Origin of the sequence: Lelliottia sp. JS-SCA-14, from assembly GCF_035593345.1 — a bacterium.
Taxonomy (GTDB): Bacteria; Pseudomonadota; Gammaproteobacteria; order Enterobacterales; family Enterobacteriaceae; genus Enterobacter; species Enterobacter wanjuensis.
In genome coordinates this window covers 2,576,548-2,599,137 of record NZ_CP141606.1, presented here as the reverse complement: position 1 = coordinate 2,599,137, position 22,590 = coordinate 2,576,548, and the positions used below count along the sequence as shown (strand labels likewise).

The 22,590-nt window shown below is 55.4% G+C and carries 21 protein-coding genes; 8 read left to right on the top strand and 13 right to left on the bottom strand.

Annotation, left to right across the window (positions count from 1 at the left end; genetic code table 11):
- Window positions 1–25: 25 nt before the first annotated feature.
- Window positions 26–991 carry an L-Ala-D/L-Glu epimerase gene (gene ycjG, locus U9O48_RS12155; RefSeq protein WP_285148910.1) on the top strand — a complete coding sequence of 322 codons (966 nt, stop codon included), beginning with the start codon at window positions 26–28 and terminating at the stop codon, window positions 989–991.
- On the opposite strand, the gene mpaA is transcribed toward ycjG, so the two are convergent.
- Window positions 982–1,695, bottom strand: a complete 714-nt coding sequence (gene mpaA, locus U9O48_RS12150) for a murein tripeptide amidase MpaA (RefSeq protein WP_282495280.1) — start codon at window positions 1,693–1,695, stop codon at window positions 982–984. The genes ycjG and mpaA overlap by 10 nt on opposite strands.
- Window positions 1,696–1,878: 183 nt before the next feature.
- On the opposite strand from mpaA, the gene U9O48_RS12145 reads away from it, so the two are divergent.
- Window positions 1,879–3,495, top strand: coding sequence for a peptide ABC transporter substrate-binding protein (locus tag U9O48_RS12145; RefSeq protein ID WP_324722573.1), 1,617 nt, complete (start codon window positions 1,879–1,881; stop codon window positions 3,493–3,495).
- Between the two features lie 43 nt (window positions 3,496–3,538).
- On the opposite strand, the gene U9O48_RS12140 is transcribed toward U9O48_RS12145, so the two are convergent.
- The 3 genes from U9O48_RS12140 to U9O48_RS12130 form a co-directional block, all read right to left on the bottom strand.
- On the bottom strand, window positions 3,539–3,679 hold the full coding sequence (locus U9O48_RS12140; protein WP_282495278.1) for an Ecr family regulatory small membrane protein: 141 nt from the start codon (window positions 3,677–3,679) through the stop codon (window positions 3,539–3,541).
- A 74-nt stretch (window positions 3,680–3,753) separates the two neighbouring features.
- Window positions 3,754–4,986, bottom strand: a complete 1,233-nt coding sequence (locus U9O48_RS12135; RefSeq protein WP_285146397.1) for a sensor domain-containing diguanylate cyclase — start codon at window positions 4,984–4,986, stop codon at window positions 3,754–3,756.
- A 91-nt stretch (window positions 4,987–5,077) separates the two neighbouring features.
- Window positions 5,078–7,207, bottom strand: coding sequence for a putative bifunctional diguanylate cyclase/phosphodiesterase (locus tag U9O48_RS12130; RefSeq protein ID WP_285146398.1), 2,130 nt, complete (start codon window positions 7,205–7,207; stop codon window positions 5,078–5,080).
- Window positions 7,208–7,660: 453 nt separating this feature from the next.
- Between U9O48_RS12130 and U9O48_RS12125 the strand changes: the two genes are divergently transcribed.
- Window positions 7,661–8,815: a methyl-accepting chemotaxis protein gene (locus tag U9O48_RS12125; protein WP_324722572.1), complete on the top strand. Its 1,155-nt coding sequence runs from the start codon at window positions 7,661–7,663 to the stop codon at window positions 8,813–8,815.
- Window positions 8,816–8,858: 43 nt separating this feature from the next.
- Here the strand turns inward: U9O48_RS12125 and U9O48_RS12120 are convergent, their stop codons facing one another.
- Window positions 8,859–9,977 (bottom strand): GGDEF domain-containing protein, encoded by a 1,119-nt coding sequence (locus U9O48_RS12120; RefSeq protein ID WP_285146400.1) that lies wholly within the window; start codon window positions 9,975–9,977, stop codon window positions 8,859–8,861.
- Window positions 9,978–10,178: 201 nt separating this feature from the next.
- On the opposite strand from U9O48_RS12120, the gene zntB reads away from it, so the two are divergent.
- From zntB to dbpA, 3 genes are all read left to right on the top strand, one after another.
- On the top strand, window positions 10,179–11,162 hold the full coding sequence (gene zntB / locus U9O48_RS12115; protein ID WP_282492918.1) for a zinc transporter ZntB: 984 nt from the start codon (window positions 10,179–10,181) through the stop codon (window positions 11,160–11,162).
- Between the two features lie 301 nt (window positions 11,163–11,463).
- Window positions 11,464–11,589 carry a hypothetical protein gene (locus U9O48_RS12110; RefSeq protein WP_390888430.1) on the top strand — a complete coding sequence of 42 codons (126 nt, stop codon included), beginning with the start codon at window positions 11,464–11,466 and terminating at the stop codon, window positions 11,587–11,589.
- Window positions 11,590–11,647: 58 nt separating this feature from the next.
- Entirely contained in the window at window positions 11,648–13,021 is a 1,374-nt protein-coding gene (dbpA, locus tag U9O48_RS12105; RefSeq protein ID WP_285146402.1) for an ATP-dependent RNA helicase DbpA, read from the top strand.
- Window positions 13,022–13,067: 46 nt separating this feature from the next.
- Here the strand turns inward: dbpA and ttcA are convergent, their stop codons facing one another.
- The 4 genes from ttcA to nifJ all read right to left on the bottom strand — a co-directional run bounded on the left by ttcA (window position 13,068) and on the right by nifJ (window position 18,301).
- On the bottom strand, window positions 13,068–14,003 hold the full coding sequence (gene ttcA / locus U9O48_RS12100) for a tRNA 2-thiocytidine(32) synthetase TtcA (RefSeq protein ID WP_285148906.1): 936 nt from the start codon (window positions 14,001–14,003) through the stop codon (window positions 13,068–13,070).
- A gap of 134 nt (window positions 14,004–14,137) precedes the next feature.
- The gene (locus U9O48_RS12095; protein WP_282492923.1) at window positions 14,138–14,263 is read right to left on the bottom strand and encodes a hypothetical protein; all 126 of its coding nucleotides are present in this window, start codon (window positions 14,261–14,263) and stop codon (window positions 14,138–14,140) included.
- 36 nt (window positions 14,264–14,299) lie between these two features.
- Window positions 14,300–14,512 (bottom strand): KTSC domain-containing protein, encoded by a 213-nt coding sequence (locus U9O48_RS12090; protein WP_282492924.1) that lies wholly within the window; start codon window positions 14,510–14,512, stop codon window positions 14,300–14,302.
- 264 nt (window positions 14,513–14,776) lie between these two features.
- Window positions 14,777–18,301 (bottom strand): pyruvate:ferredoxin (flavodoxin) oxidoreductase, encoded by a 3,525-nt coding sequence (nifJ, locus tag U9O48_RS12085; RefSeq protein WP_285148905.1) that lies wholly within the window; start codon window positions 18,299–18,301, stop codon window positions 14,777–14,779.
- Between the two features lie 267 nt (window positions 18,302–18,568).
- Between nifJ and U9O48_RS12080 the strand changes: the two genes are divergently transcribed.
- On the top strand, window positions 18,569–18,835 hold the full coding sequence (locus U9O48_RS12080) for a DUF333 domain-containing protein (protein ID WP_282492926.1): 267 nt from the start codon (window positions 18,569–18,571) through the stop codon (window positions 18,833–18,835).
- Here U9O48_RS12080 and hslJ read toward each other — a convergent pair whose 3' ends face one another.
- From hslJ to U9O48_RS12060, 4 genes are all read right to left on the bottom strand, one after another.
- Window positions 18,836–19,249 (bottom strand): heat shock protein HslJ, encoded by a 414-nt coding sequence (hslJ, locus tag U9O48_RS12075; RefSeq protein WP_285148904.1) that lies wholly within the window; start codon window positions 19,247–19,249, stop codon window positions 18,836–18,838.
- Window positions 19,250–19,378: 129 nt separating this feature from the next.
- Window positions 19,379–19,507, bottom strand: a complete 129-nt coding sequence (locus U9O48_RS12070; RefSeq protein ID WP_282492928.1) for a DUF2474 domain-containing protein — start codon at window positions 19,505–19,507, stop codon at window positions 19,379–19,381.
- On the bottom strand, window positions 19,507–20,517 hold the full coding sequence (gene cydB / locus U9O48_RS12065; protein ID WP_285146415.1) for a cytochrome d ubiquinol oxidase subunit II: 1,011 nt from the start codon (window positions 20,515–20,517) through the stop codon (window positions 19,507–19,509). The genes U9O48_RS12070 and cydB overlap by 1 nt, the downstream gene beginning before the upstream one ends.
- The gene (locus U9O48_RS12060) at window positions 20,517–21,923 is read right to left on the bottom strand and encodes a cytochrome ubiquinol oxidase subunit I (protein ID WP_285146416.1); all 1,407 of its coding nucleotides are present in this window, start codon (window positions 21,921–21,923) and stop codon (window positions 20,517–20,519) included. Before U9O48_RS12060 ends, cydB begins: the two co-directional genes overlap by 1 nt.
- A 428-nt stretch (window positions 21,924–22,351) precedes the next feature.
- Here U9O48_RS12060 and U9O48_RS12055 point away from each other — a divergent pair, with 428 nt between their 5' ends.
- Entirely contained in the window at window positions 22,352–22,543 is a 192-nt protein-coding gene (locus U9O48_RS12055; RefSeq protein WP_095282171.1) for a cold-shock protein, read from the top strand.
- Window positions 22,544–22,590 lie beyond the last annotated feature (47 nt).

Sequence of the window (22,590 nt, the reverse complement as noted above, 5' to 3'; positions counted from 1 at the left end):
CTATTTTGCCCTACAGGAGCGAGTGATGAGAACCGTCAAGGTCTATGAAGAAGCATGGCCGTTGCATACGCCGTTTGTGATCTCTCGCGGCAGCCGCAGCGAAGCCTGCGTGGTGGTGGTAGAAATTGAAGAGGACGGGATAAAAGGCGCGGGCGAATGCACGCCGTATCCGCGCTACGGCGAAAGTCTGGCCTCGGTGATGGCGCAAATCATGACCATCGTTCCTGAGCTGGAAAAGGGCATGACTCGCGAGGCGCTGCAGCAGGCGTTACCGGCGGGCGCGGCGCGCAATGCCGTCGACTGTGCGCTGTGGTCGCTGGAGGCGCATCGCCAGAATCACACCATCTCTGAGTCCCTCGGCGTGGCGCTGCCTGAGACTATCGTCACGGCGCAAACCGTGGTCATCGGCGAGCCGTCGCAAATGGCCGCCAGCGCCAGAGCGCTGTATGAGTCCGGTGCGCGGCTGTTGAAAGTCAAACTCGACGATCATCTGATTAGCGAGCGGATGGTGGCGATCCGCAGCGCGGTGCCTGATGCGACGCTGATTGTCGACGCCAACGAATCCTGGCGGAGTGAAGGGCTGGCGGCGCGCTGTCAGCTGCTGGCGGATTTGGGCGTGGCGATGCTCGAACAACCGCTGCCGTCGGCGGAAGATGCCGCGCTGGAAAACTTCATCCACCCGCTGCCTATCTGCGCCGACGAAAGCTGCCATACGCGCGAGAGTCTCGCGGGCCTGAAAGGGCGCTATGAGATGGTGAACATTAAGCTCGATAAGACCGGCGGACTGACGGAAGCGCTGGCGCTGGCGAAGCAGGCGCGTGCAGAAGGTTTTGCCCTGATGCTCGGGTGCATGCTCTGCACCTCCCGCGCCATCAGCGCCGCATTACCGCTGACAGAGCAGGTGAGTTTCGCCGATCTTGACGGGCCAACCTGGCTCGCCGTTGACGTCTCACCCGCGCTGAATTTTACCACCGGTACGCTTCACCTCTGAGAGTGCCAGCGCAGCAGCCCGGTCATCGCTTTCAGGTATTTCTCGCTCGCTTCATCCGATGAAACGGGCGGGAACTCGGCGGTGATGCAGTGCAGGCCGAGGTCCGCACACCAGCTGCCAAAGGAGCCCGGTGTTTCATATCCTACGCTGGTGACCAGCGGCAGGGCGAAAGCGTCCGCCAGCCACTCGCCTAATTCCGTGTGGCGCGGATCCTCGATGCAGGCCAGCGGATCGTGGAATGACACAACCCACGCTGGTTGCAGATGATGGATCAGCTGACACAACCCCTGCGTTTCAGGCTCTGAGCCCGGTTTTTCGCCGGTGAGTAACACCACATCCCGCTCGTCCGCCGCGCTGTTCCAGCGATAGACAGTTTCTCCCGCGCGCCAGTTGGCCGCCGGGAAGTTACGGTTGAGATCGACACCGCGCGCGTTGGCGCGCAGCCCAAGCTGACAGCCGTCCGGGTTGACGGTTAACACCACATGATGACGGCGCAGATCAGGGGCGAGGGTGCGCAGGGCGCAGGAGAGGGTGACGATAGAGGAGTTCTCATCCCCGTGCGTACCGGCGATGATCAGCCCGCTGTGGCGGTCGGCCTGCGGGGCAGGAAACCAGATCAGCGGAGCGCCTAAAAATGAGCGACCGTAGTGTTCCGTTCCGGGCGGGAAAGCGCCACGTTCCGTTCTTGGGCGGTTAAGTGACATACGAAATCCTGATAGCGAGTTCTTTACAGCAGTGTTGTGTAAAACACGCGGTTAATCAAATAGTTTCAACGTCGCGAGAAACTGGCCCGATCTCAACTTTCCGCGCGAAGGTATTTGCATTTCTCTGTTTCGAAACAAATAATTACGCATCTGCTTGTTACCCACCATTTTAAAGGGGATCTCATGAAGCATCCTGTTTCGCTGCTCTGTACTGCGCTGTGGCTGTGCGGACTCACATCGGTTTCATACGCGGCCGACATTCCTCAGGGAACTCAACTTGCGCCAAAACAGGAGCTGGTCCGCCATATTAAAGACGAACCCGCCTCGCTCGACCCGGCGAAAGCCGTGGGATTACCGGAAATTCAGGTGATCCGCGATCTGTTCGAAGGCCTGGTGAATCAGAACGAAAAGGGCGAGCTGATCCCCGGTGTCGCCACTAAATGGCAGAGCAATGACAACCGCACCTGGACGTTTACTCTGCGTGATAACGCGAAGTGGTCCGACGGTACGCCGGTGACGGCGCAAGATTTTGTCTACAGCTGGCAGCGTCTGGTCGATCCTAAAACCACCTCGCCATTTGCGTGGTTTGCGGCACTGGCGGGGATCACCAACGCTCAGAGCATTATCGACGGCAAGGCGCAGCCTAACCAGCTTGGCATTACGGCGGTAGATGCTAAAACCCTGCGCGTGCAGCTCGATAAACCCCTGCCGTGGTTTGCCAATCTGACGGCCAGTTTCGCCTTCTATCCGGTGCAAAAAGCCAACGTGGAGAGTGGGAAAGAGTGGACCCGTCCCGGCGCGCTGGTCGGCAACGGGGCTTACGTGCTGACCGATCGCGTGGTGAATGAAAAGCTGGTCGTTGAGCCGAATACATCGTACTGGGATAACGCCAAAACCGTGCTGAAAAAAGTGACCTTTATTCCGATTAACCAGGAATCATCGGCCACCAAGCGCTATCTGGCGGGGGATATTGATATCACCGAATCCTTCCCCAAAAATCTCTATCAGAAACTGCTCAAAGATATTCCGGGCCAGGTGTACACGCCGCCACAGCTGGGCACTTATTACTACGCGTTTAACACCCAGAAAGGGCCAACGGCTGACCAGCGCGTGCGTCTGGCGCTGAGCATGACCATCGACCGCCGGATTATGGCCGAGAAAGTGCTGGGTACCGGCGAAAAACCGGCGTGGCATTTTACCCCGGATGTGACGGCAGGCTTTACGCCAGAAACCTCGCCGTTCGAGCAGATGCCGCAGGCGGAACTGAACGCGCAGGCGAAGATGCTGTTGCAGGCCGCGGGCTACGGGCCGCAGCGTCCGCTGAAACTGACCCTGCTGTATAACACCTCAGAAAACCACCAGAAAATCGCCATTGCGGTGGCGTCGATGTGGAAGAAAAATCTCGGCGTGGACGTGAAGCTGCAGAACCAGGAGTGGAAAACTTACATCGACAGCCGTAACACCGGCAATTTCGATGTGATCCGCGCGTCGTGGGTGGGAGATTACAACGAGCCGTCAACCTTCCTGTCCCTGCTGACCTCGACGCACAGCGGTAATATCTCGCGCTTCGACGATCCGGCATACGACAAGATTATTAATCAGGCGTCGCTGGAAACCACGGCAAAAGCGCGTAATGCCGATTACAACGCCGCGGAGAAGATCCTTGCGGAAAAAGCGCCTATCGCGCCAATTTATCAATATACCAACGGTCGCCTGATTAAGCCGTGGGTAAAAGGGTATCCGATAAATAACGCAGAAGATGTGGCTTACAGCCGGACGATGTATATCGAGAAACATTAATTCGTCAAAAAGGCCCGTCGCAGTACGGGCCTGATTTTATCAGTCAGGGCGCATCTATCGTCGGATAGAGACTGCTTTCAATGAACCCCACCAGATGCCACATCTCACCGCTAAAAATAAACCAAAAACCAAATATAATTACGCTGAGAATAATTAGGATGAGTATGACTTCTGTTTTCCCCATAGCAAAAGTTACCCACCTGACGTCTGTTTATTCGAGGGGGCATTGTAACGAGGCTTTTATCAATACTCCAGTTTTCAGGCCGCGAGGACTTTATTTCGGCCATTGTTCTTGGCGCGATATAAAGCGTCGTCCACACGCTTAAACAGGTCGTCGATACTCTCGTCCGGGTTGTGACGCGCCACGCCGATACTCACCGTAAAGCGGGGCAGGCCGGGGATCGCAATGCGCGCCACTTCCGCGCGAATGGTCTCGGCCACCTGCATCGCCACGTCCAGCGTGGTGCGCGGCAGCAGGAGCACGAACTCCTCGCCACCCCAGCGGAAGACAAAATCATCTTTGCGGCTGCAGGCTTCAAGCATACGCGACAGGGAAATCAGCACCTCATCGCCTTTCGAATGACCAAACACGTCATTGATATTTTTGAAATGATCCGTATCGACCAGCAGCAAACTGAACTGCTGCTGGGCAGGCAGATGAGAAGGATTAGTCTGTTCGGTGATGAGATAAAACTGCCGACGGTTGAGCAGGCCGGTCATGGAGTCGCGTAGCGCCGCGTGCTCCAGCTCTTGCTCCAGCCTTTTCTGCTCGGTGATGTCGTGAATGATGCACAGCATCAGCTTGTCGCCGTAGATCTCAATCGGACCGGCGTAAGTTTGCACGTGGCGGGTCGAGCCGTCGGCTAAACGGTGAACGAAATTGAGCGGCTTATGCCCACCGGGCAGACGCGCAATCTCAGTCATGATCGGCAAAATATTGCGGCCTAAGGTATTAATTTCCCACGTATGTTTGCTGCACATCGTATCGTGGTGATAGCCGTAAAAATTCAGGGCGGCCAGATTAGCGTCGACGATCAGTCCGTCCCGGGCCGGGTCAATCAACAGCATGGGGGCGCTGTTGGTCTGAAAGAAGCGGGCATAGAAACCCTGTTTTTTGCGTTGATAGTTCGCCGAGCGGCTGGCTTTTAGCCCGGAAGGGGCCTGGGATACGATACCCTCGAAGACAATCACGTCGCCCGCGATCTCGTGCCCGGCGAGAGACAGGCGACAGCTGAGCGTGGTTTCATGACCATCGCGCCAGACCGTCCAGATCTCGACGATATCGAGTTCGGATTTAAGATCCGGAACATACATCGCCAGCTGCTGCTGCGCGCTGGCGGAATAGATCCCCTGACGCATCTCGGTGAGCGTTTTATTACGCATCATGTCGGTCGCCGCAATATTGGCGAAAATAAGATGTTCAGAAACGGGTGAAACTAACCATACCGGTGTTTTGATGAAATTCAGCGCATCAAAGCTGTGTGGCAACATAGATTCTTCCCATTCATCGGCAGACCTGCCTGATGTTCACGACGCAATATAGACACGTGGGCTTACCAAAAACATACTCTACTTCAGCACATCAGGCATGATTTTTTTGTGAATTCAGTGGGGGTTCTATTTGATTTTTACCGATTGGTATAATTTGTTTGTCAGATTTATTTTGTAATACCAGCCACGGCACTTGTTCCGCCGGGAGAGGGCGGGAGAAATAATAGCCCTGTAAATAATCACACCCCAGGCTTGCGAGCGTCAGCTGTTGCTCTTCCGTTTCAATCCCTTCGGCGACGACGACCATATCCATGGTACGCGCCACGTGAATAATCGTTTCGACAATCTTTTTGCTTTTCTCGTTTTCCAGCATGCTGTCGATAAAGCTTTTATCTATTTTGAGCTCTTTCGCAGGAAGCACATTGAGCATCAACAGGTTGGAGTATCCGGTACCAAAGTCGTCGATAGAGACCGTAAAACCCGCATGGTTAAATGCGTCTAATAATTCAATGCTGCGTTCAAGGTTTTTTAACGCGGTGCTTTCGGTCACTTCCAGAATCAACCGCGACGGTTCAAGGTTGTATTTCTGCATGGTGCTGGAAATGACTTCGAATATATCCTGTTGCTCAAACTGAACGGGGGACAAATTAAAGGAGAGCGTCCACTGGCTAAACCCTTGCTCCGTCCAGAACCGTAATTGCCGACACGCCTGCTCAATAGCCCACACGCCGACGGGAATGATTAAACCGGTCTTTTCCAGTGACGACAGGAATACACTCGGCAGCAGAACCCCCTGTTCTGGGTGGTGCCAGCGCAGCAGCGCTTCGAAACCGTGGATCTCTTTCAGTTCAGCGAGATAGGTGGGCTGATACCAGAGTTCAAACTGCTCGCGCTCCAGCGCTTGGGTCAAATCCTGCAGGAAAGACGGCTCCGCCGAAATGCTTTTGGACATCTCCGGGCGGTAAATCGCCCAGCCGTTTCGTCCCTCCTGTTTGATGTGATACATGGCCGCATCGGCTTTGAATTTCAGCTCGTGGAGCGTTTCACCGTGCTGCGGGTAGAGGCTCACGCCCAGGCTCAGAGTGATATTGAGCGTATGGCCGCAAATGAAGAAAGGGCGGCGGATCTCTTCGAGCAGGGTCATGGCCAGGGAGGATATTTTGTCGTCATCGCTGTCGGGCAACAGCAGGATAAATTCATCTCCGCCGAGTCTCGCGAGGGTCACCCCTTGCGTCAGTCTGGCGGTGATCCGCTGCGCAACGCTGATTAATAGCTCATCGCCCACCTGGTGACCCCAGGCGTCATTCACCAGCTTGAAGTGATCGATATCGAGAAACATCACCGCAAACTGTTTTTTATTCAGCAGCGAAGTGTGCAGGCAATCCTGCAGGCTGAGATCCATTTGATGACGGTTGGCGAGGCCGGTGAGGGCGTCAAACCGTGCCTTGAGCTCCAGCTGTTTATTCAACTGGCGCAGATTCTCCGTCAGGCGGTGGGTGCGGAAATGAGAGTCAACGAGGGAGATAATGAGCATGATCCCCAGCAGCACCAGAGTGGTGGATGAGACCCAAATAGAGAGGCCCAGCTCGCTTACGCCGCCGGGCATGTTGTCCATCTCATGGTGAAAATTCGCGGCGCTCATGCCCGTGTAGTGCATGGCGCAAATCGCCAGCCCCATCACAAAGGCGGCGGCCACGCGGTTAATAAAGACACCTTTATGGCGATGGCGCAGATGGAAAGCGAGCCAAAGGGCGGCACCCGACGCGACGATAGCAATGGCGACGGAAAGCGCCACGATATTCATATTCCAGCTGATGTCGTCGTGCAGCATCAGGGCTGCCATCCCGGTGTAGTGCATGGCGACGACGCCTGCGCTGAGGATCAGGGTGGATAAAAACCAGCGTGTCAACGACAGAGAGTTGCCCGGTACGGCGATATTAATTGCGCTGGTGGCCGCGATAATCGCGATAGCCAGTGAGGCCACGGTGAGCCAGAAGTGGTAGCTCATCGCCATCGGCATTTTCATGGAGAGCATACCGATAAAATGCATCGACCAGACGCCAATTCCGAGAGTGGCGCCTCCGGCAATGCGCCACCAGAGGGCGGCTTTGCGGCTGGCTCCCGATATTTTGCCCGCACTGTCGAGTGCGACAAATGAAGCGATAAAGGCCACCAGGAATGAGATGGCGATGAGTACGGGGTCCCAGGACACATCGAGCATTGTGTAATCCCACGCTAAAAGTCGTTATTGAGTTCATCCGGTGCGCGACTCATCACCGCCGTGGCTTACTCTAACTAATTCCAAGATTAGTTGCTTATCAAAAATCAACAACAAACGCGTTATTTTTTGCGAGTTAAAACGCATTGAGGATATATTCTCTCATTAATGACTTAAGTAACGCTACATGATTTTAATCACTAACAGCATTAACTCTTAATAAACTGAATGGTCATATTTAATTATCTGTTTGCTAATGATTGTTGTCACAGGAAAAGTAAGGGTTAAAAAGAGATTATGCCTGCTGTTTGTGATCTCCTGATTCTCTGTGCTGACTTAAGGTAAATTCCCGGCATCCGAAGGTGAAAAATAAATGCCACTTAAAATGTGGTGGAAAAAGAAAATGCGAATGCTATAACCAATATACCTCCTCCGACTTGTGGTATGGGATCAATTATGCTTAGAAATATTAGCGTAAGAACATTTATTATTTACTTTCTGCTGGTCGTGCTTTTAGTGATTGATGGTTTGGTTTGGGCTTTATCGAAAAGTACATCGCTTTTTATCGCAGTAAATATTATTAATGTGCTTGCGGTCTTGTTGCTCTGGTCCTACATGACAAAATATCTTGTGACGCCGATCAATACCGTGAAAAAAAGTATCGAAGAAGTGACCTCGGGTAATCTTGCCGTCTCCATTCCTGAGTTCGGCAATAACTGTGCAGGCCGCCTGATTCCAGGGATCAACAGTTTATCCAGCAACATCGCCACCCTTGTGCGTGAAATCCGTGCCTCGTCGCAAACCGCGATGACCCTCTCAGAACAACTCTCCTCCCGCAGCGCACAGCTGGCGGTGAAAACGGAACAACAGTCCGCTTCGCTGATCCAGACTGCCGCGAGCATGGAGCAGATCGCCGCCAGCACCCGCAACAATGCCGACAACACCCGTCTGGCGAGCGAAAGGGCGAACCTCGCCACGGTGCAGGCGCGTAAAGGGGGCGAGCTGATGGGACAAGTCGCCAATAACATGCAGTCGATTACGGAATGCGCGCAGCAAATGACGGAGATCATCTCGCTGATCGACGGGATTGCCTTCCAGACTAACATTCTGGCACTCAACGCGGCGGTTGAAGCGGCGAGGGCGGGCGACCATGGTAAAGGTTTCTCTGTGGTCGCCGGTGAAGTGCGCAATCTGGCCCATCGCAGTGCGGAAGCGGCCAAGAGCATCAAGTCGCTGATCGACGTGACCAGCAGCAACGTCACGCAGGGGGTGACGGTGGTCTCTGAAGCAGAAAAGAACATGCACGAGATCGTCAACGGTTCCGGGCATGTCAGTAAACTGATGGATGAAATTTCTGCGAGCACCGCCGAACAGGAAAAAGGAATTTCGCAAATTACCCAGGCGCTGTCCGAGCTGGAGCGAGTCACGCAGAGCAATGTGGCGATGGTGGATGAGCTATCGGGTTCCTCCGACGTGCTGAAAAACCAGGTGATTGAGCTTCAGACCCGCACGCGGAATTTCAGACTGGAAGGCGGGTCGCAACCTGACTGGCAGGAGTCGCCTCAGCACGAACACCGGGTTTATCCGCGTCATGCCGAGCACTCGTTCTGATAGTTTCCCGATGTAGCGCAAAAGCCTGGTTCGCCAGGCTTTCTTATTTATAGCGGTTTCGTCCTTCCTGCTTCGCCTGATACAGCGCTTTGTCGGCACCGGCAATCAGCTCACGCGCGGTCACGCCGGGCTGCCAGAGCGCCAGCCCCTGACTCACCGTCACCCGGTCGCTTACCAGCGAGGCGGCGTGCGGAATATTCTGCGCCTGAAGTATGGCGGCGATGTTCTGCGCGGCGGTTTCCAGGGCGTTCGCATCCGCGTCAGGCAACAGCAATACAAACTCCTCCCCGCCAAAACGACCGACAATTCCGCTGGACGTCAGCGCAGCCGATTCCAGCGCCCTGGCAATCGCCGTCAGACACAGATCGCCTTTCTGATGGCCGTAGTAGTCGTTATAAAGCTTAAAGTGATCGACATCGAGCATGATCAGCCCAAAGCTATTTCCATCCTGCTGATGGCGAAGAATAGCCTGATCCATCTGCGCTTCAAAGGCGCGGCGATTTGCAATTCCGGTGAGCGGGTCGTGGTTCGCCAGCAGGCCCAGCTGTTGTATCAGGTCGGCGTTTTCCTGCTCGCGGCGCAGGGCCAGCATGAACCAGCGGTTGAGAATGCGCCTGCCAGATTCAATCAGTCCCGCCAGAAATATCCACTGCAAACCGTTCATCACCGTCAGCCCATCGCGGTAAAAAAGTGAGGTGATGAGGATGGTCAGCCAGATGGGCAGGATAAAACTCAGCAACACTTTCGGATCAAAATAGAGCGAAATCAGAGCGGTAAAAAGCAGTAAAGCGGCGGAGGGGAAGATAATCCGCACATCGTTGCTGACAATCAGCACAAAGAAACAGCCCGCCCAGCACAGGCTGAGGCCTATGACTGTCCATTTTGCCAGGCCACCCAGCCACTGCGCATTTTGCAGCGGGGCCATGCGCATGATGAATAACACGGCGGCGGAGAGCGTCAGGTCGATAACCATCATGGTTTCCAGCAGCGCGGCGGGGTGATGGAACAGCACTTCCGACTGGGACGCAGAGAAATAGTTACGTCCGAGGATGAAGGAGGAGAACATCATGTTCACCCACAGGAACCAGGTCACGCTGGTTTTAATGGCGATGGTCCGCATTTCTGCGAGACGAACATCGAAGGCCGCACAGGGCTTTTTCACCGTCACACTCATCAAGGATACATTTGAAAACAAATTGGCAGCATTTGCGTAACTCTACTGTTTTGCATCTTGCTGTCCAGTGATTAGAGTAGGAAAAGGGCTAATTCATGAACGAATTCAGCGCTATGCTGGCGTTAGATGTTGAATAACCTTGCGGGAAGGCTAGACTGACGATGATCATGACGAAAAGGTGGAGGCGCTGTGGAAGGCATTAAGGGATCGGACGTGAACGTTCCGGATGCAGTATTTGCGTGGCTGCTGGACGGGAAAGGTGGGGCGCGACCACTGGAAGATAGCGATGTCATCGACAGCGAACACCCTTGCTGGCTGCATCTGAACTATACCCATCCGGACAGCGCACAGTGGCTGGCGACAACGCCCTTGCTGCCAAACAGCGTACGGGATGCGCTGGCGGGAGAAAGCCTGCGTCCGCGCGTCAGCCGTCTCGGGGAAGGGACATTAATCACTCTGCGCTGTATCAATGGCAGCACCGACGAGCGGCCGGATCAGCTGGTCGCCATGCGTCTGTATATGGATGAGCGTCTGATTGTCTCCACCCGGCAACGCAAAGTGCTGGCGCTGGACGATGTGGTCAACGATCTGAAAGAGGGGACCGGGCCGGAGGGTTGCGGCGCCTGGCTGGTAGATACCTGCGATGCGCTGACCGATCATGCGAGTGAATTCATCGAAGAGCTGCACGATAAAATTATCGACCTCGAAGATAACCTGCTCGATCAGCAAATTCCGCCGCGCGGTTTTCTCGCGCTGCTGCGCAAACAGTTAATCGTGATGCGCCGCTATATGACCCCGCAGCGCGATGTTTACGCCCGCCTCGCCAGCGAGCGTCTGCCGTGGATGAACGATGACCATCGACGTCGCATGCAGGATATCGCCGACCGCCTCGGACGCGGGCTGGATGAGATCGACTCCTGTATTGCCCGCACAGCGGTAATGACCGATGAAATTGCGACGGTGATGCAGGAGTCGCTGTCGCGCAGAACTTACACCATGTCGTTAATGGCGATGGTATTTTTGCCCAGCACCTTTTTGACCGGGCTGTTCGGCGTCAACCTCGGGGGCATTCCCGGCGGGGGTTATCGGTTCGGCTTTTCCGCTTTTTGCATCATGTTAGTTGTTTTGATTGGCGGTGTTGCGTGGTGGTTGCATCGTAGTAAATGGCTGTAAATTTACACTTTTTCCGCGGCGTTCCGGCTTCAAAAGGCAATTTTGTTTGAGCGAAGTCAATAAACGGCTACCCCGTTCGGTGCAGTATTACTCCCGCAGGTGAATGCAACGTCAAGCGATGGGCGTTGCGCTCCATATTGTCTTACTTCCTTTTTTGAATTACTGCATAGCACAATTGATTCGTACGACGCCGACTAAATTAGTCGGCTTTTTTTTGCCTCCAGAACCTCAGCGTCTACCCTAAAAGGGTCACCCCGATAAACTGGAGGGAAACATGAGCTTCCTGCTTTCACTGCTTCACATGCAAATGACGCTGCCTGACTCGATACCCATCGATCCGGTGCCTGTCCCCGATCCGATCCCGCGCCCGCAGCCCATGCCGGACCCGCCGCCGGATGAAGAACCGATTAAATTGTCGCATCGGTAGCGCAGATCTGCGAGGATACGCGCCAACTGACTGTGATTTTTTACCTTGAGAATACATTGTGACCGCTTTTTCTACGCTGAACGTTCTGCCTGCCGCCCAACTCGATAACCTTAACGAGTTGGGATACCTCGCGATGACCCCTGTACAAGCTGCCGCGCTTCCGGCGATCCTGGAAGGAAAAGACGTTCGCGTGCAGGCCAAAACCGGCAGTGGAAAAACGGCCGCATTCGGCCTCGGTCTGCTTCAGCAGATCGACGCGGGCCTGTTTCAGACCCAGTCGCTGGTGCTCTGCCCGACGCGCGAGCTGGCGGACCAGGTGGCAGGGGAGCTGCGTCGTCTGGCGCGTTTCCTGCCGAACACCAAAATTCTGACCCTCTGCGGCGGCCAGCCGTTTGGCGCGCAGCGCGACTCGCTGCAGCATCCGCCGCACATCATTGTTGCCACTCCTGGCCGTCTGCTCGATCACCTGCAAAAAGGCACCGTTTCGCTGGATGCTCTGCAAACGCTGGTGATGGACGAAGCGGACCGTATGCTGGATATGGGGTTCACCGATGCGATCAATGAAGTGATCCGCTTTGCGCCTCCGTCCCGCCAGACGCTGCTGTTCTCCGCCACCTGGCCGGAAGCGATTGCCGCGATCAGCGGTCGGGTGCAGAACAACCCGGTCACCATTGAAATTGATACCGTGGACGCGCTGCCGTCCATCGAACAGCAGTTCTACGAAACCTCGCGCAACGGCAAAATCCCGCTGTTGCAAAAACTGCTGAGCAAACATCAGCCAGCGTCCTGCGTCGTCTTCTGTAATACCAAAATAGATTGTCAGGCGGTGTGTGACGCGCTGGAAGAGGCTGGGCAGAGCGCCCTTGCGCTGCATGGCGATCTGGAACAGCGCGACCGCGATCAGACGCTGGTCCGTTTCGCTAACGGCAGCGCACGCGTGCTGGTGGCAACGGACGTGGCAGCCCGCGGGCTGGATATTAAATCTCTGGAGCTGGTCGTGAACTACGAGCTGGCCTGGGATCCGGAAGTGCACGTTCACCGTATCGGCCGTACGGCGCGTGCGGGTAATAGCGGGCTGGCGATCAGCTTGTGTGCTCCGGAAGAGGCGCAGCGCGCGAATATTCTCTCTGAAATGCTGCAACTGAAACTGAACTGGATGCCTGCGCTGGGCAGCATCGCGATTGCGCCGCTGGCCGCTGAAATGGCGACCCTGTGCATCGACGGCGGCAAGAAAGCCAAAATGCGTCCGGGCGATGTGTTAGGCGCGCTGACCGGTGATATCGGTCTGGATGGGGCGGATATCGGTAAAATCGCGGTGCATCCGGCGCATGTCTACGTGGCGGTACGTCAGAAAGTGGCGAACAAGGCGTGGAAACAGCTGCAGGGCGGGAAGATTAAAGGCAAAACCTGTAAGGTTCGTTTGCTGAAATAGGTCATTAAAAAAGCGTCTCAGATTTGATATCTGAGACGCCTGAATTTTACTTCACTTCTAAGACGTTCAGTCGCATTTCAGCCAGCTGAGAATCATCTTCTTCCGGCTGCCAGCCCGCTGGCTGCATCGGGATCTCTTCGCGATCGAACGCCAGATCGCCGCCATCAACCACTTCTGAACCGTGCTTAATGCCTTTGAAATCGAACAGTTCGGTGTCGCAAAGGTGCGAAGGCACCACATTTTGCATGGCGCTGAACATGGTTTCGATGCGGCCCGGGTAGCGTTTATCCCAGTCGCGCAGCATATCGCCAATCACCTGACGCTGCAGGTTCGGCTGGGAGCCGCACAGGTTGCAAGGGATAATCGGGTATTCACGCGCCTCGGCAAAGCGTTCAATGTCTTTCTCACGGCAGTAGGCCAGCGGACGAATGACAATATGTTTCCCGTCGTCGCTCATCAGCTTCGGTGGCATGCCTTTCATTTTTCCGCCGTAGAACATGTTCAGGAACAGGGTCTGCAGAATGTCGTCGCGGTGATGCCCAAGGGCAATTTTGGTCGCGCCCAGTTCGGTCGCGGTGCGATACAGAATACCGCGGCGCAGGCGTGAGCAGAGAGAGCAGGTGGTTTTGCCTTCCGGGATTTTGTCTTTCACGATGCCGTAGGTGTTTTCTTCGACAATCTTATATTCGACGCCCTGTTGCTCCAGGTATTCCGGCAGAATGTGCTCCGGGAAGCCCGGCTGTTTCTGGTCAAGGTTGACCGCCACCAGCGAAAAGTTCACCGGTGCGCTTTGCTGCAGATTGCGCAGGATCTCCAGCATTGTGTAACTGTCTTTACCACCTGACAGGCAAACCATGATGCGGTCGCCTTCTTCAATCATGTTGAAGTCTGCAATGGCTTCACCCACGTTGCGGCGCAGACGCTTTTGCAGTTTGTTCAGGTTGTATTGTTCTTTCTTGTTAATTTCTTGATTTTGCGACATGTAATAGTGGCTCAATTCGTTCGTGGCTAAAGCAGCGCGTGCAATCATGGTGAACATGAGAAAGTGTGGCGTGTATGGTACGGATTCCGGGGGAGAAAGTCAGCACGTTTTAACGATGACGGGAGTCGAGCCTGTTAACCCGCTTCCAGTGCCTGCAGAAATTCACTGAGATGATGCATGACATTGCCGAAATCAAAAATTAACGCCATCCACAGGCAGGTTAAAAAAGCGAGTGCAGCCATCGACAAACGGGTAAACACGGCGACTATCCTTGAGTGCGGGTTGGGCGATAAATCTCAGTATATCGGGATTTCCTTAAACTTCCCCTTTACGACCCCATCATAAAAGCGACCTTTTGACACCACCTGCAAAAAATCATTATAGATGCGCACCGGCACCTGCTGATACTGCAGCGTCCGGCGATCGAGAAAGCGGATTTCCAGCGTGGCGCTGCGCTCATCATAGCCAATGGAGGCGATGCGTGACGATCTGACGGGATGATGGACCATGATGATTTGTCCCTTACAGCTTGAAACAGGAGATTTATCATCTATCACGCGTCGCAGGGGCGCAACTCGTTCGTTTTTTAAAATAATCATGATGAATGTAATCCATTGAATCATATGAAATAAAAATTATTCAACGGCAGCGGGGAAGGGTAGAATTAGCGCTGTTATATGCCTTTAAGATTCTTAATCCGTTAATGAATTGATTTAGCTATCATCCAAAATTGACAGGATATGCCCGGAGCTGATGCCCCGGGCTTTTTTTTATCACTCGCTGGTCGATTTCTCGCCTTTTCCTGCCATCTGCGCCAGGAAGTCATAGCGTTTTTGCAGGTCCGCCGCCGCGTCTTTCCACAGCTGCTCGGCCACTTCTGGCTGCTGAGCATTGAGGCGACGGAAACGTTGCTCCTGCATCAGGGTTTCTGCCAGCGCATCCGACGGCGGACGGGAGTCCAGCGCCAGCGGCAGTTTCCCTTCATCGGCACGACGCGGGTCGAAGCGATACAGCGGCCAGAAGCCGGTTGCGGTGAGCTGGCGCATCTGATCGTGGCTCAACGCCAGATCGTAGCCGTGCTCTTCGCAAGGGCTGTAAGCGATGATCAGCGACGGACCCGGATAAGCTTCCGCCTCCTGAATCGCTTTCACGGTCTGGTTCAGCTGTGCGCCAAGCGAAATCTGCGCGACATACACATGACCGTACATCATCATGCTCACGCCCAGGTCTTTACGCGCTTTGCGTTTGCCGTGTTCGCCAAACTTGGTGACTGCCCCCAGCGGTGTTGCTTTCGATGCCTGGCCGCCAGTGTTGGAATAACACTGGGTATCGAGCACCAGAATGTTGACGTTCTCCGTCAGGCTCAGGACGTGGTCCAGACCGCCGAAACCAATGTCGTACGCCCAGCCGTCGCCGCCAATCAGCCAGATCGACTTCTCGACCAGCGCGTCGGCGTCGGTTAACAGCTGCTGCGCGCCCTCCACACCCTGAAGGTGCTGGCGCAGCTCGGCCACCTGCTCACGGCGCACTTCTGGCGTCGCGTCGCTGTGCAAGGCTTCATTCAATTCAGCCGGGAGCTTATCGGCGAACTGTTCCAGCAGACGCATCACGCGGGCGCGATGCTGGTCGACCGTCAGACGGAAGCCCAGTCCGAACTCGGCGTTATCTTCAAACAGCGAGTTCGCCCACGCCGGGCCGCGACCGTTCGCATCCGTTGTGTACGGCGTGGAAGGTAAGTTACCGCCGTAAATAGAGGAACAGCCGGTGGCGTTGGCGATCAGCATACGGTCGCCGTACAGCTGGGTGAGCAGCTTGATGTAAGGCGTTTCGCCGCAGCCGGAGCAGGCGCCGGAGTATTCGAACAGCGGGGTGATCAGCTGGGAAGTCCGGATATCAATGCGCTCGAGCTTGCTGCGGTCGATTTCTGGCAGGTCGAGGAAGAAGTCGTAATTCACTTTCTCCTCTTCGACATGCTCCAGGCGCGACATCATATTGATGGCTTTGATTTCCGGGTTCTGACGATCTTTCGCCGGGCATACTTCGACGCACAGGTTGCAGCCGGTGCAATCTTCCGGGGCGACCTGCAGGACGTATTTTTGGCCACGCATATCGCGGGATTTCACATCCAGCGAGTGCAGGCTGGCCGGGGCGTTTTCCATATCCTCAGGAGAAACCACTTTGGCACGAATGGCCGAGTGCGGACAGGCCGCGACGCAATGGTTGCACTGCGTACACAGCTCTTCCTTCCAGATCGGGATCTCTTCGGCGATGTTACGTTTTTCCCAGCGGGTGGTGCCCACCGGCCAGGTGCCGTCCGGCGGCAGAGCGGAGACGGGCAGGGCATCGCCAAGACCGGCCAGCATCGCGGCGGTGACGGTTTTAACAAAATCAGGCGCAGCGTCAGAGACCACCGGTGGACGGTTAGCGCTGCTGGCATTGACCGGCTGAAGCGGGATTTCGGAAATCGATTCGCGCGCCAGGGCCAGCGCCTGCCAGTTCCGCTCGACCAGATCCTGGCCTTTGCTGCTGTAGCTTTTGGCAATCGCGCCCTGCAGTTCCGCCAGCGCGCTGTCGCCCGGCAGAATGTTGGTCAGATGGAAGAAAGCCATCTGCATGACGGTGTTGATACGCGCCGCCAGACCGCATTCGCGGGCGATTTTTGCCGCGTTGACGGTAAACAGACGGGCCTGTTTCTGGTTCAGCACCGCCTGCACTTCCTGCGGCAGGCGGGACCAGACTTCGTCGGCGTTGTACGGGGTGTTAATCAGGAAAATTCCGCCCGGTTTCAGGCGTTCGGCCATCTGATATTTATCGATAAATTGCAGCTGGTGGCAGCCGACAAAATCCGCCTGCGACACCAGATAGGCCGAGCGAATCGGTTTTTCGCTGACGCGCAGATGCGAAACGGTCAGGCCGCCCGCTTTTTTGGAGTCATAGACGAAATAACCCTGGGCATACCACGGCGTGGAGTTCCCGATGATTTTGATGTTGTTCTTGGTGGCGGAGACGCTGCCGTCGCTGCCCAAACCGTAGAACAGCGCTTCGAGTTTAGAGGTCGAAGGCAGCGTGTTTTCCGGCAGCAGCAGGGAGAGATTGGTCACATCGTCATAAATGCCGACCGTAAAGCGGGGTTTCGGTTTGGCTTCGCTCAGCTCGTTGAACACCGCCATCACGCAGTCCGGCCCGAACTCTTTCGACGACAGGCCGTAGCGACCGCCAATCACGCGCGGCAGCGTTTCACGTTCGCCGCAGTTAAAGGCCTCGGCCAGGGCGGTCATCACATCCAGATACAGCGGTTCGGCGTGCGCGCCCGGCTCTTTGGTGCGGTCGAGCACGGCAACGGAACGAACGCTTTCCGGCAGAACGGAAAGCAGATGTTTTGCCGAGAACGGGCGATACAGACGCACTTTCAACACGCCGACCTTTTCGCCGTGGGAAAGCAGTTCGTCAACGACCTCTTCACAGGTACCAATCGCAGAGCCCATCAGCACAATCACACGCTCGGCCTGCGGGTGGCCGTAGTATTCAAACGGCTTATAGTCGCGTCCGGTGGCGGCGGAGAAATCGCTCATCGCCTGCTCGACGTGATCGTAAACCGCGTTGTACCACGGGTTGGTGGCCTCACGGGACTGGAAATAGGTGTCCGGGTTCGCGGAGGTGCCGCGAATGACCGGATGCTCCGGGTTCAGCGCGCGGGCGCGGTGAGCATCGATCTCCGCCTGCGGCATCAGGTCCAGAATCGTATTGTCCGACAGCGGGACAATTTTATTGATTTCGTGCGACGTGCGGAAACCGTCGAAGAAATGGATAAACGGCACGCGGCTTCTGAGGGTCGCGATGTGGGAGATCAGCGCGAAGTCCTGAGCTTCCTGCACGTTGCTGGCGCAGAGCATGGCGCAACCGGTCTGGCGGACCGCCATCACATCGGAGTGATCGCCGAAAATCGACAGCGCGTGCGTGGCGACGGTACGCGCTGCGACGTGCAACACAAATGGGGTTAACTGTCCCGCCAGCTTGTAGAGCGTCGGGATCATCAGCAGTAAACCCTGCGACGAGGTAAACGACGTCGAGAGGGCACCGGTTTGCAGCGCGCCGTGCACCGCGCCGATGGCCCCGGCTTCCGACTGCATCTCAACAACCCGAGGAACATCGCCCCAGACGTTTTTTAGCCCGTTGCCCGCCCAGGCATCAGCCTGCTCCGCCATGGTCGAACTTGGTGTAATGGGGTAGATGGCGATAACTTCGCTCGTGCGAAACGCGACGGACGCGGCCGCGCCATTACCGTCAATAGTGATCATGTGACACCCTTACATTGCGCAAAAAAGAGGGACCCGTGAAACGTCGACGAGTCCTGTAGTTATATCCTTATTTTAGCAAAGGTCGGGCTTTCCGATTTTCGCTTTTGTGTCCTCGGTATTCCTGGCATCAATGTGTAGATCAACTTTCTGGCAAAAAAATCGCAAGATTTTGTTTCGGCGGTGCATAAATACGCAGTTCCGCTCTCGACGGGGCGGCGTGTGATGCCTATTATGCTTAGGTTTCGCAAAATGTATGGGGAAGAGAGAATGCGTTCAGCGTTTTGGGTAGGGTGTGCGGCGTTACTGTTGTCTGCATGCAGCAATGAGCCGGTTCAGCAGGCGACCGCGGCACATGTTCCGCCGGGAATGAAAGCCGCAATGTCCAGTTCGGGTGAAGCCAGCTGTGCGATGGTGGGCGGTTCGTTATCCGTTGCCCGTCAGCTTGATGGGTCTGCTGTCGGGATGTGCGCATTACCCAATGGCAAACGCTGCAGTGAACAGTCGCTTGCCGTGGGCTCTTGCGGCGCTTACTGATTAGTTTGCGCGTTTAAACATCAGCGTTTTTTCGGCTGTGGCCAGCGTGAGCTGATCCTCAGTCAGGTCTACCTGCGCGCCTTTGCTCAGCATATCGCCGATCGTGGCATCCAGCTCATTAAGCTGCGGCTCGGTGCAGAGTTTGCGCGTCATCGCCATGCCTTTGACCTTGAGTTCGCCCTCAGACAATTTCCCCTGGCCGCTGAAGCGGTTGCACATCACGCCAGAGACGGCCATTTTCTCGCCAAAGCTCATTTCTGGCGGTACGGCGCTGGGTTTGATCGCCACACCGTTCACGCTTTCCAGCACAAAACGATGCCCTTCAAGTTGTCCTGCCTGCACAGAGGCCTTTCCGGGATTTACACACCCGGCCAGCGCCAGGGAAAACAGGCTTAACGCCACGAGCTTTTTCATATTGCTTCTCAAACTATAAACACAATGAATATATCTGGATATTTTAACGATACCCTGAGGATTGTCATGGGTGTTTATCTGAAAGTGCGAGAAGGCCGGGCAGGGCGCGCCGCCCGGCTGTGGGAATAATTAATGTGATTTAAAGCCTGCGGCGGTCATCAGAATGCGGAAGAACATCCCGACGGCGGCCAGCGCCAGCACGCTGCCCCCCCAAATAATGCCCAGCCACATCAGGCGTTTCCAGATCGGTTGTTGCATCAGTGATACCCCTCCCCATGTTGAACTTTTCCGCGAAACACGTAGTAGCTCCAGAACGTGTAGACCAGGATAATTGGGATAATCAGCAGGGCACCGACCAGCATAAAGCCCTGGCTTTGCGGCGGTGCCGCGGCCTGCCACAGCGTGATCGACGGCGGAATAATGTACGGCCAGATACTGATCCCAAGCCCGCTGAATCCGAGAAAAATCAGCCCCAGCGTCAGGACGAAGGGCGCGTTGTGGCTCTCGGTATCGTTGAGCTTTTTCCACGCCCAGCCGCTCAACACCACGACAAGCACCGGGACAGGCAGCAGGAAAAAGAGGTTCGGCAGGCTGAACCAGCGTTCGGCGATAGCCGGGTGCGCCAGCGGCGTCCAGAGGCTAATGGCCGCGATAACCAGCAGCAACACCACCAGGAGCTGTTTTGATACCTGACGCATTCTCGCCTGCAGCGGGTTCTCGCTTTTCATCACCAGCCAGGTTGCGCCGAGCAGGGCATACGCCACGGTCAGGCCGACGCCGCAGAACAGGTTAAAGAGCGTGAACCAGTCAAACGGCCCGCCGCTGTAGGCCCGGTTTGTCACCTCAAATCCGTTAATCACCGCGCCAACGACCACGCCCTGACTGAAGGTCGCCAGAATCGAGCCGCCGATAAAGGCTTTGTCCCAGAAGGGCCGATGCGCTGGAGTGGCTTTGAAGCGGAACTCAAAGGCCACGCCGCGGAAAATCAGGCCGATCAGCATCAACGTCAGTGGGATGGTTAACGCATCAATGATCACCGCGTAGGCCAGCGGAAACGCGCCAAACAGCGCTGCGCCGCCAAGTACCAGCCAGGTTTCGTTTCCGTCCCAGACCGGGGCGACGCTGTTGACCATCACGTCACGATCGTCCGCGTCGCGGGTGGTCGGGAACAGAATGCCGATGCCTAAATCGAAGCCGTCCATCACGATATACATCAGCGTGGCGAATACGATGATCACAAACCAGATAATGGAAAGATCGATGCCCATTATGGTTTCTCCTTAGTAACAAACTCAGGGCTGGCGGCAGAAAGCGGGCGAGCAGGGCGGCCATCGTTTTCCGTCGGGAAGGATTCATGTTCCTGCGGGCCTTTTTTGATGAGTCGCACCATGTAGCTGTAGCCGACGCCAAACACCGAGGTGTACACCACAATAAAGGCCAGCAGACTCACGCTCATGTGTAAGTCACCATGAGCGGAAACCGCGTCAGCCGTGCGTTGCAGGCCGTAGACCACCCACGGCTGACGTCCGACTTCGGTCGTTACCCAACCGGCCAGAATGGCGATCAATCCGGATGGCCCCATCAGCAGGGCGAACCACAGGAACGGGCGCGAGGTATACATGCGCTGTTTATAGCGCAGCCACAGCGCCGCCACGCCTAACAGCAGCATCAGCATTCCCAGGCCCGCCATGATGCGGAAGGACCAGAACACAATCGTCGAGTTCGGACGATCTTCTTTCGGGAAATCCTTCAGCGCCGGAACCTGTTTATCCAGGCTGTGCGTCAGGATCAGGCTGCCGAGCGCCGGAATTTCCAGCCCGTAGCGGGTACGCTCCTGCTCCATATCCGGCCAGCCAAACAGCAGCAACGGCGTCGGTTCACCCGGCGGGTTCTCCCAGTGGCCTTCGATAGCGGCAATTTTGGCGGGCTGATGTTTTAAGGTATTCAGACCGTGCATATCCCCGACCATCGCCTGGATTGGCGCCACGATCAGCGTCATCCACAGCGCCATGGAAAACATATGGCGGATGGCGGGTGTGTTATTCCCGCGCAGCAGATGCCAGGCCGCAGAAGCACCGACGAACAGGGCGCTGCTCAGGAAGGCGGCAATGGACATGTGGAACAGGCGATAGGGGAAGGAGGGGTTAAACACCACGGCGAACCAGTCGACGGGCACCACCACACCGTTGACGATTTCATAGCCCTGCGGAGTTTGCATCCAACTGTTCGACGCCAGGATCCAGAAGGTCGAAATAATGGTGCCCAGCGCCACCATGCAGGTTGAGAAAAAGTGCAGGCCTGGCCCGACTTTGTTCCAGCCAAACAGCATCACGCCGAGGAAACCGGCCTCCAGGAAGAAGGCGGTCAGCACCTCGTAGGTCAGCAGCGGGCCGGTAATACTCCCGGCGAACTGCGAAAAGCCGCTCCAGTTGGTGCCGAACTGATAGGCCATCACCAGCCCGGAGACCACGCCCATACCAAAATTTACGGCGAAGATTTTCGACCAGAAATGGTACAGAGAGCGCCAGACCGGGTTTTTAGTCCTCAGCCATAGCCCTTCGAGCACGGCCAGATAGCTGGCGAGACCGATGGTGATCGCCGGAAAAATAATGTGGAAGGATACGGTAAAAGCGAACTGTATCCTCGCCAGATGAAAAGCATCTAAACCAAACATGCACAGCCTCAATGTCAATCGGTGTGGTGTTATGGTATAGGGCGCGAATTCGAACGAGCAGACGCAGAAACGGGATATTTATGTATAACAGTTTGCGAAAGTGGTGAGGTTTACTCATCTGATATAGTGAGTTAACCAGTACAAATGACTGATGATTTCGTTAAAAGTTCTGATTATAAAAGTTTTCTTTTTTATCACTTTTCTTCATTTAAGGGCTTGCGTTGTTCTCTCCGCCGTGCGTTAATGCTTGCTCGGTTTGAAAGCCAAATAATATCTGACGTCGTCTCAAAGCATTTCTCATCACGTTGTGCCTCTCCGCAGCCTCTTGGGTCTTCTCTTTACACTCTGATTAGTTTTGTCTCAGACCACTATCGCCTTGAATGGCCCCAATTAGCTTATTTACGTTTTTACGTTGACTGGAGAATCCTATGATTTCTTACATCCATTTTCGTTGCCCATGCTGTCATGGCTCGCAGTACCGCACATCCATTTTTGATGTGTCCGAAAAAAATCCACACGGTGCGAAGTGCATTTTCTGCAAATCGTCCATGATGACCCTTGACCACCTGGCTGCCTCTTCTTTCCCGGAGCAAGCTCAGTACAGTCACCGTCCGTCATAACACCGCGCATACCATAACAGTTCATTAAAACTGCCAATTTTCTCCTG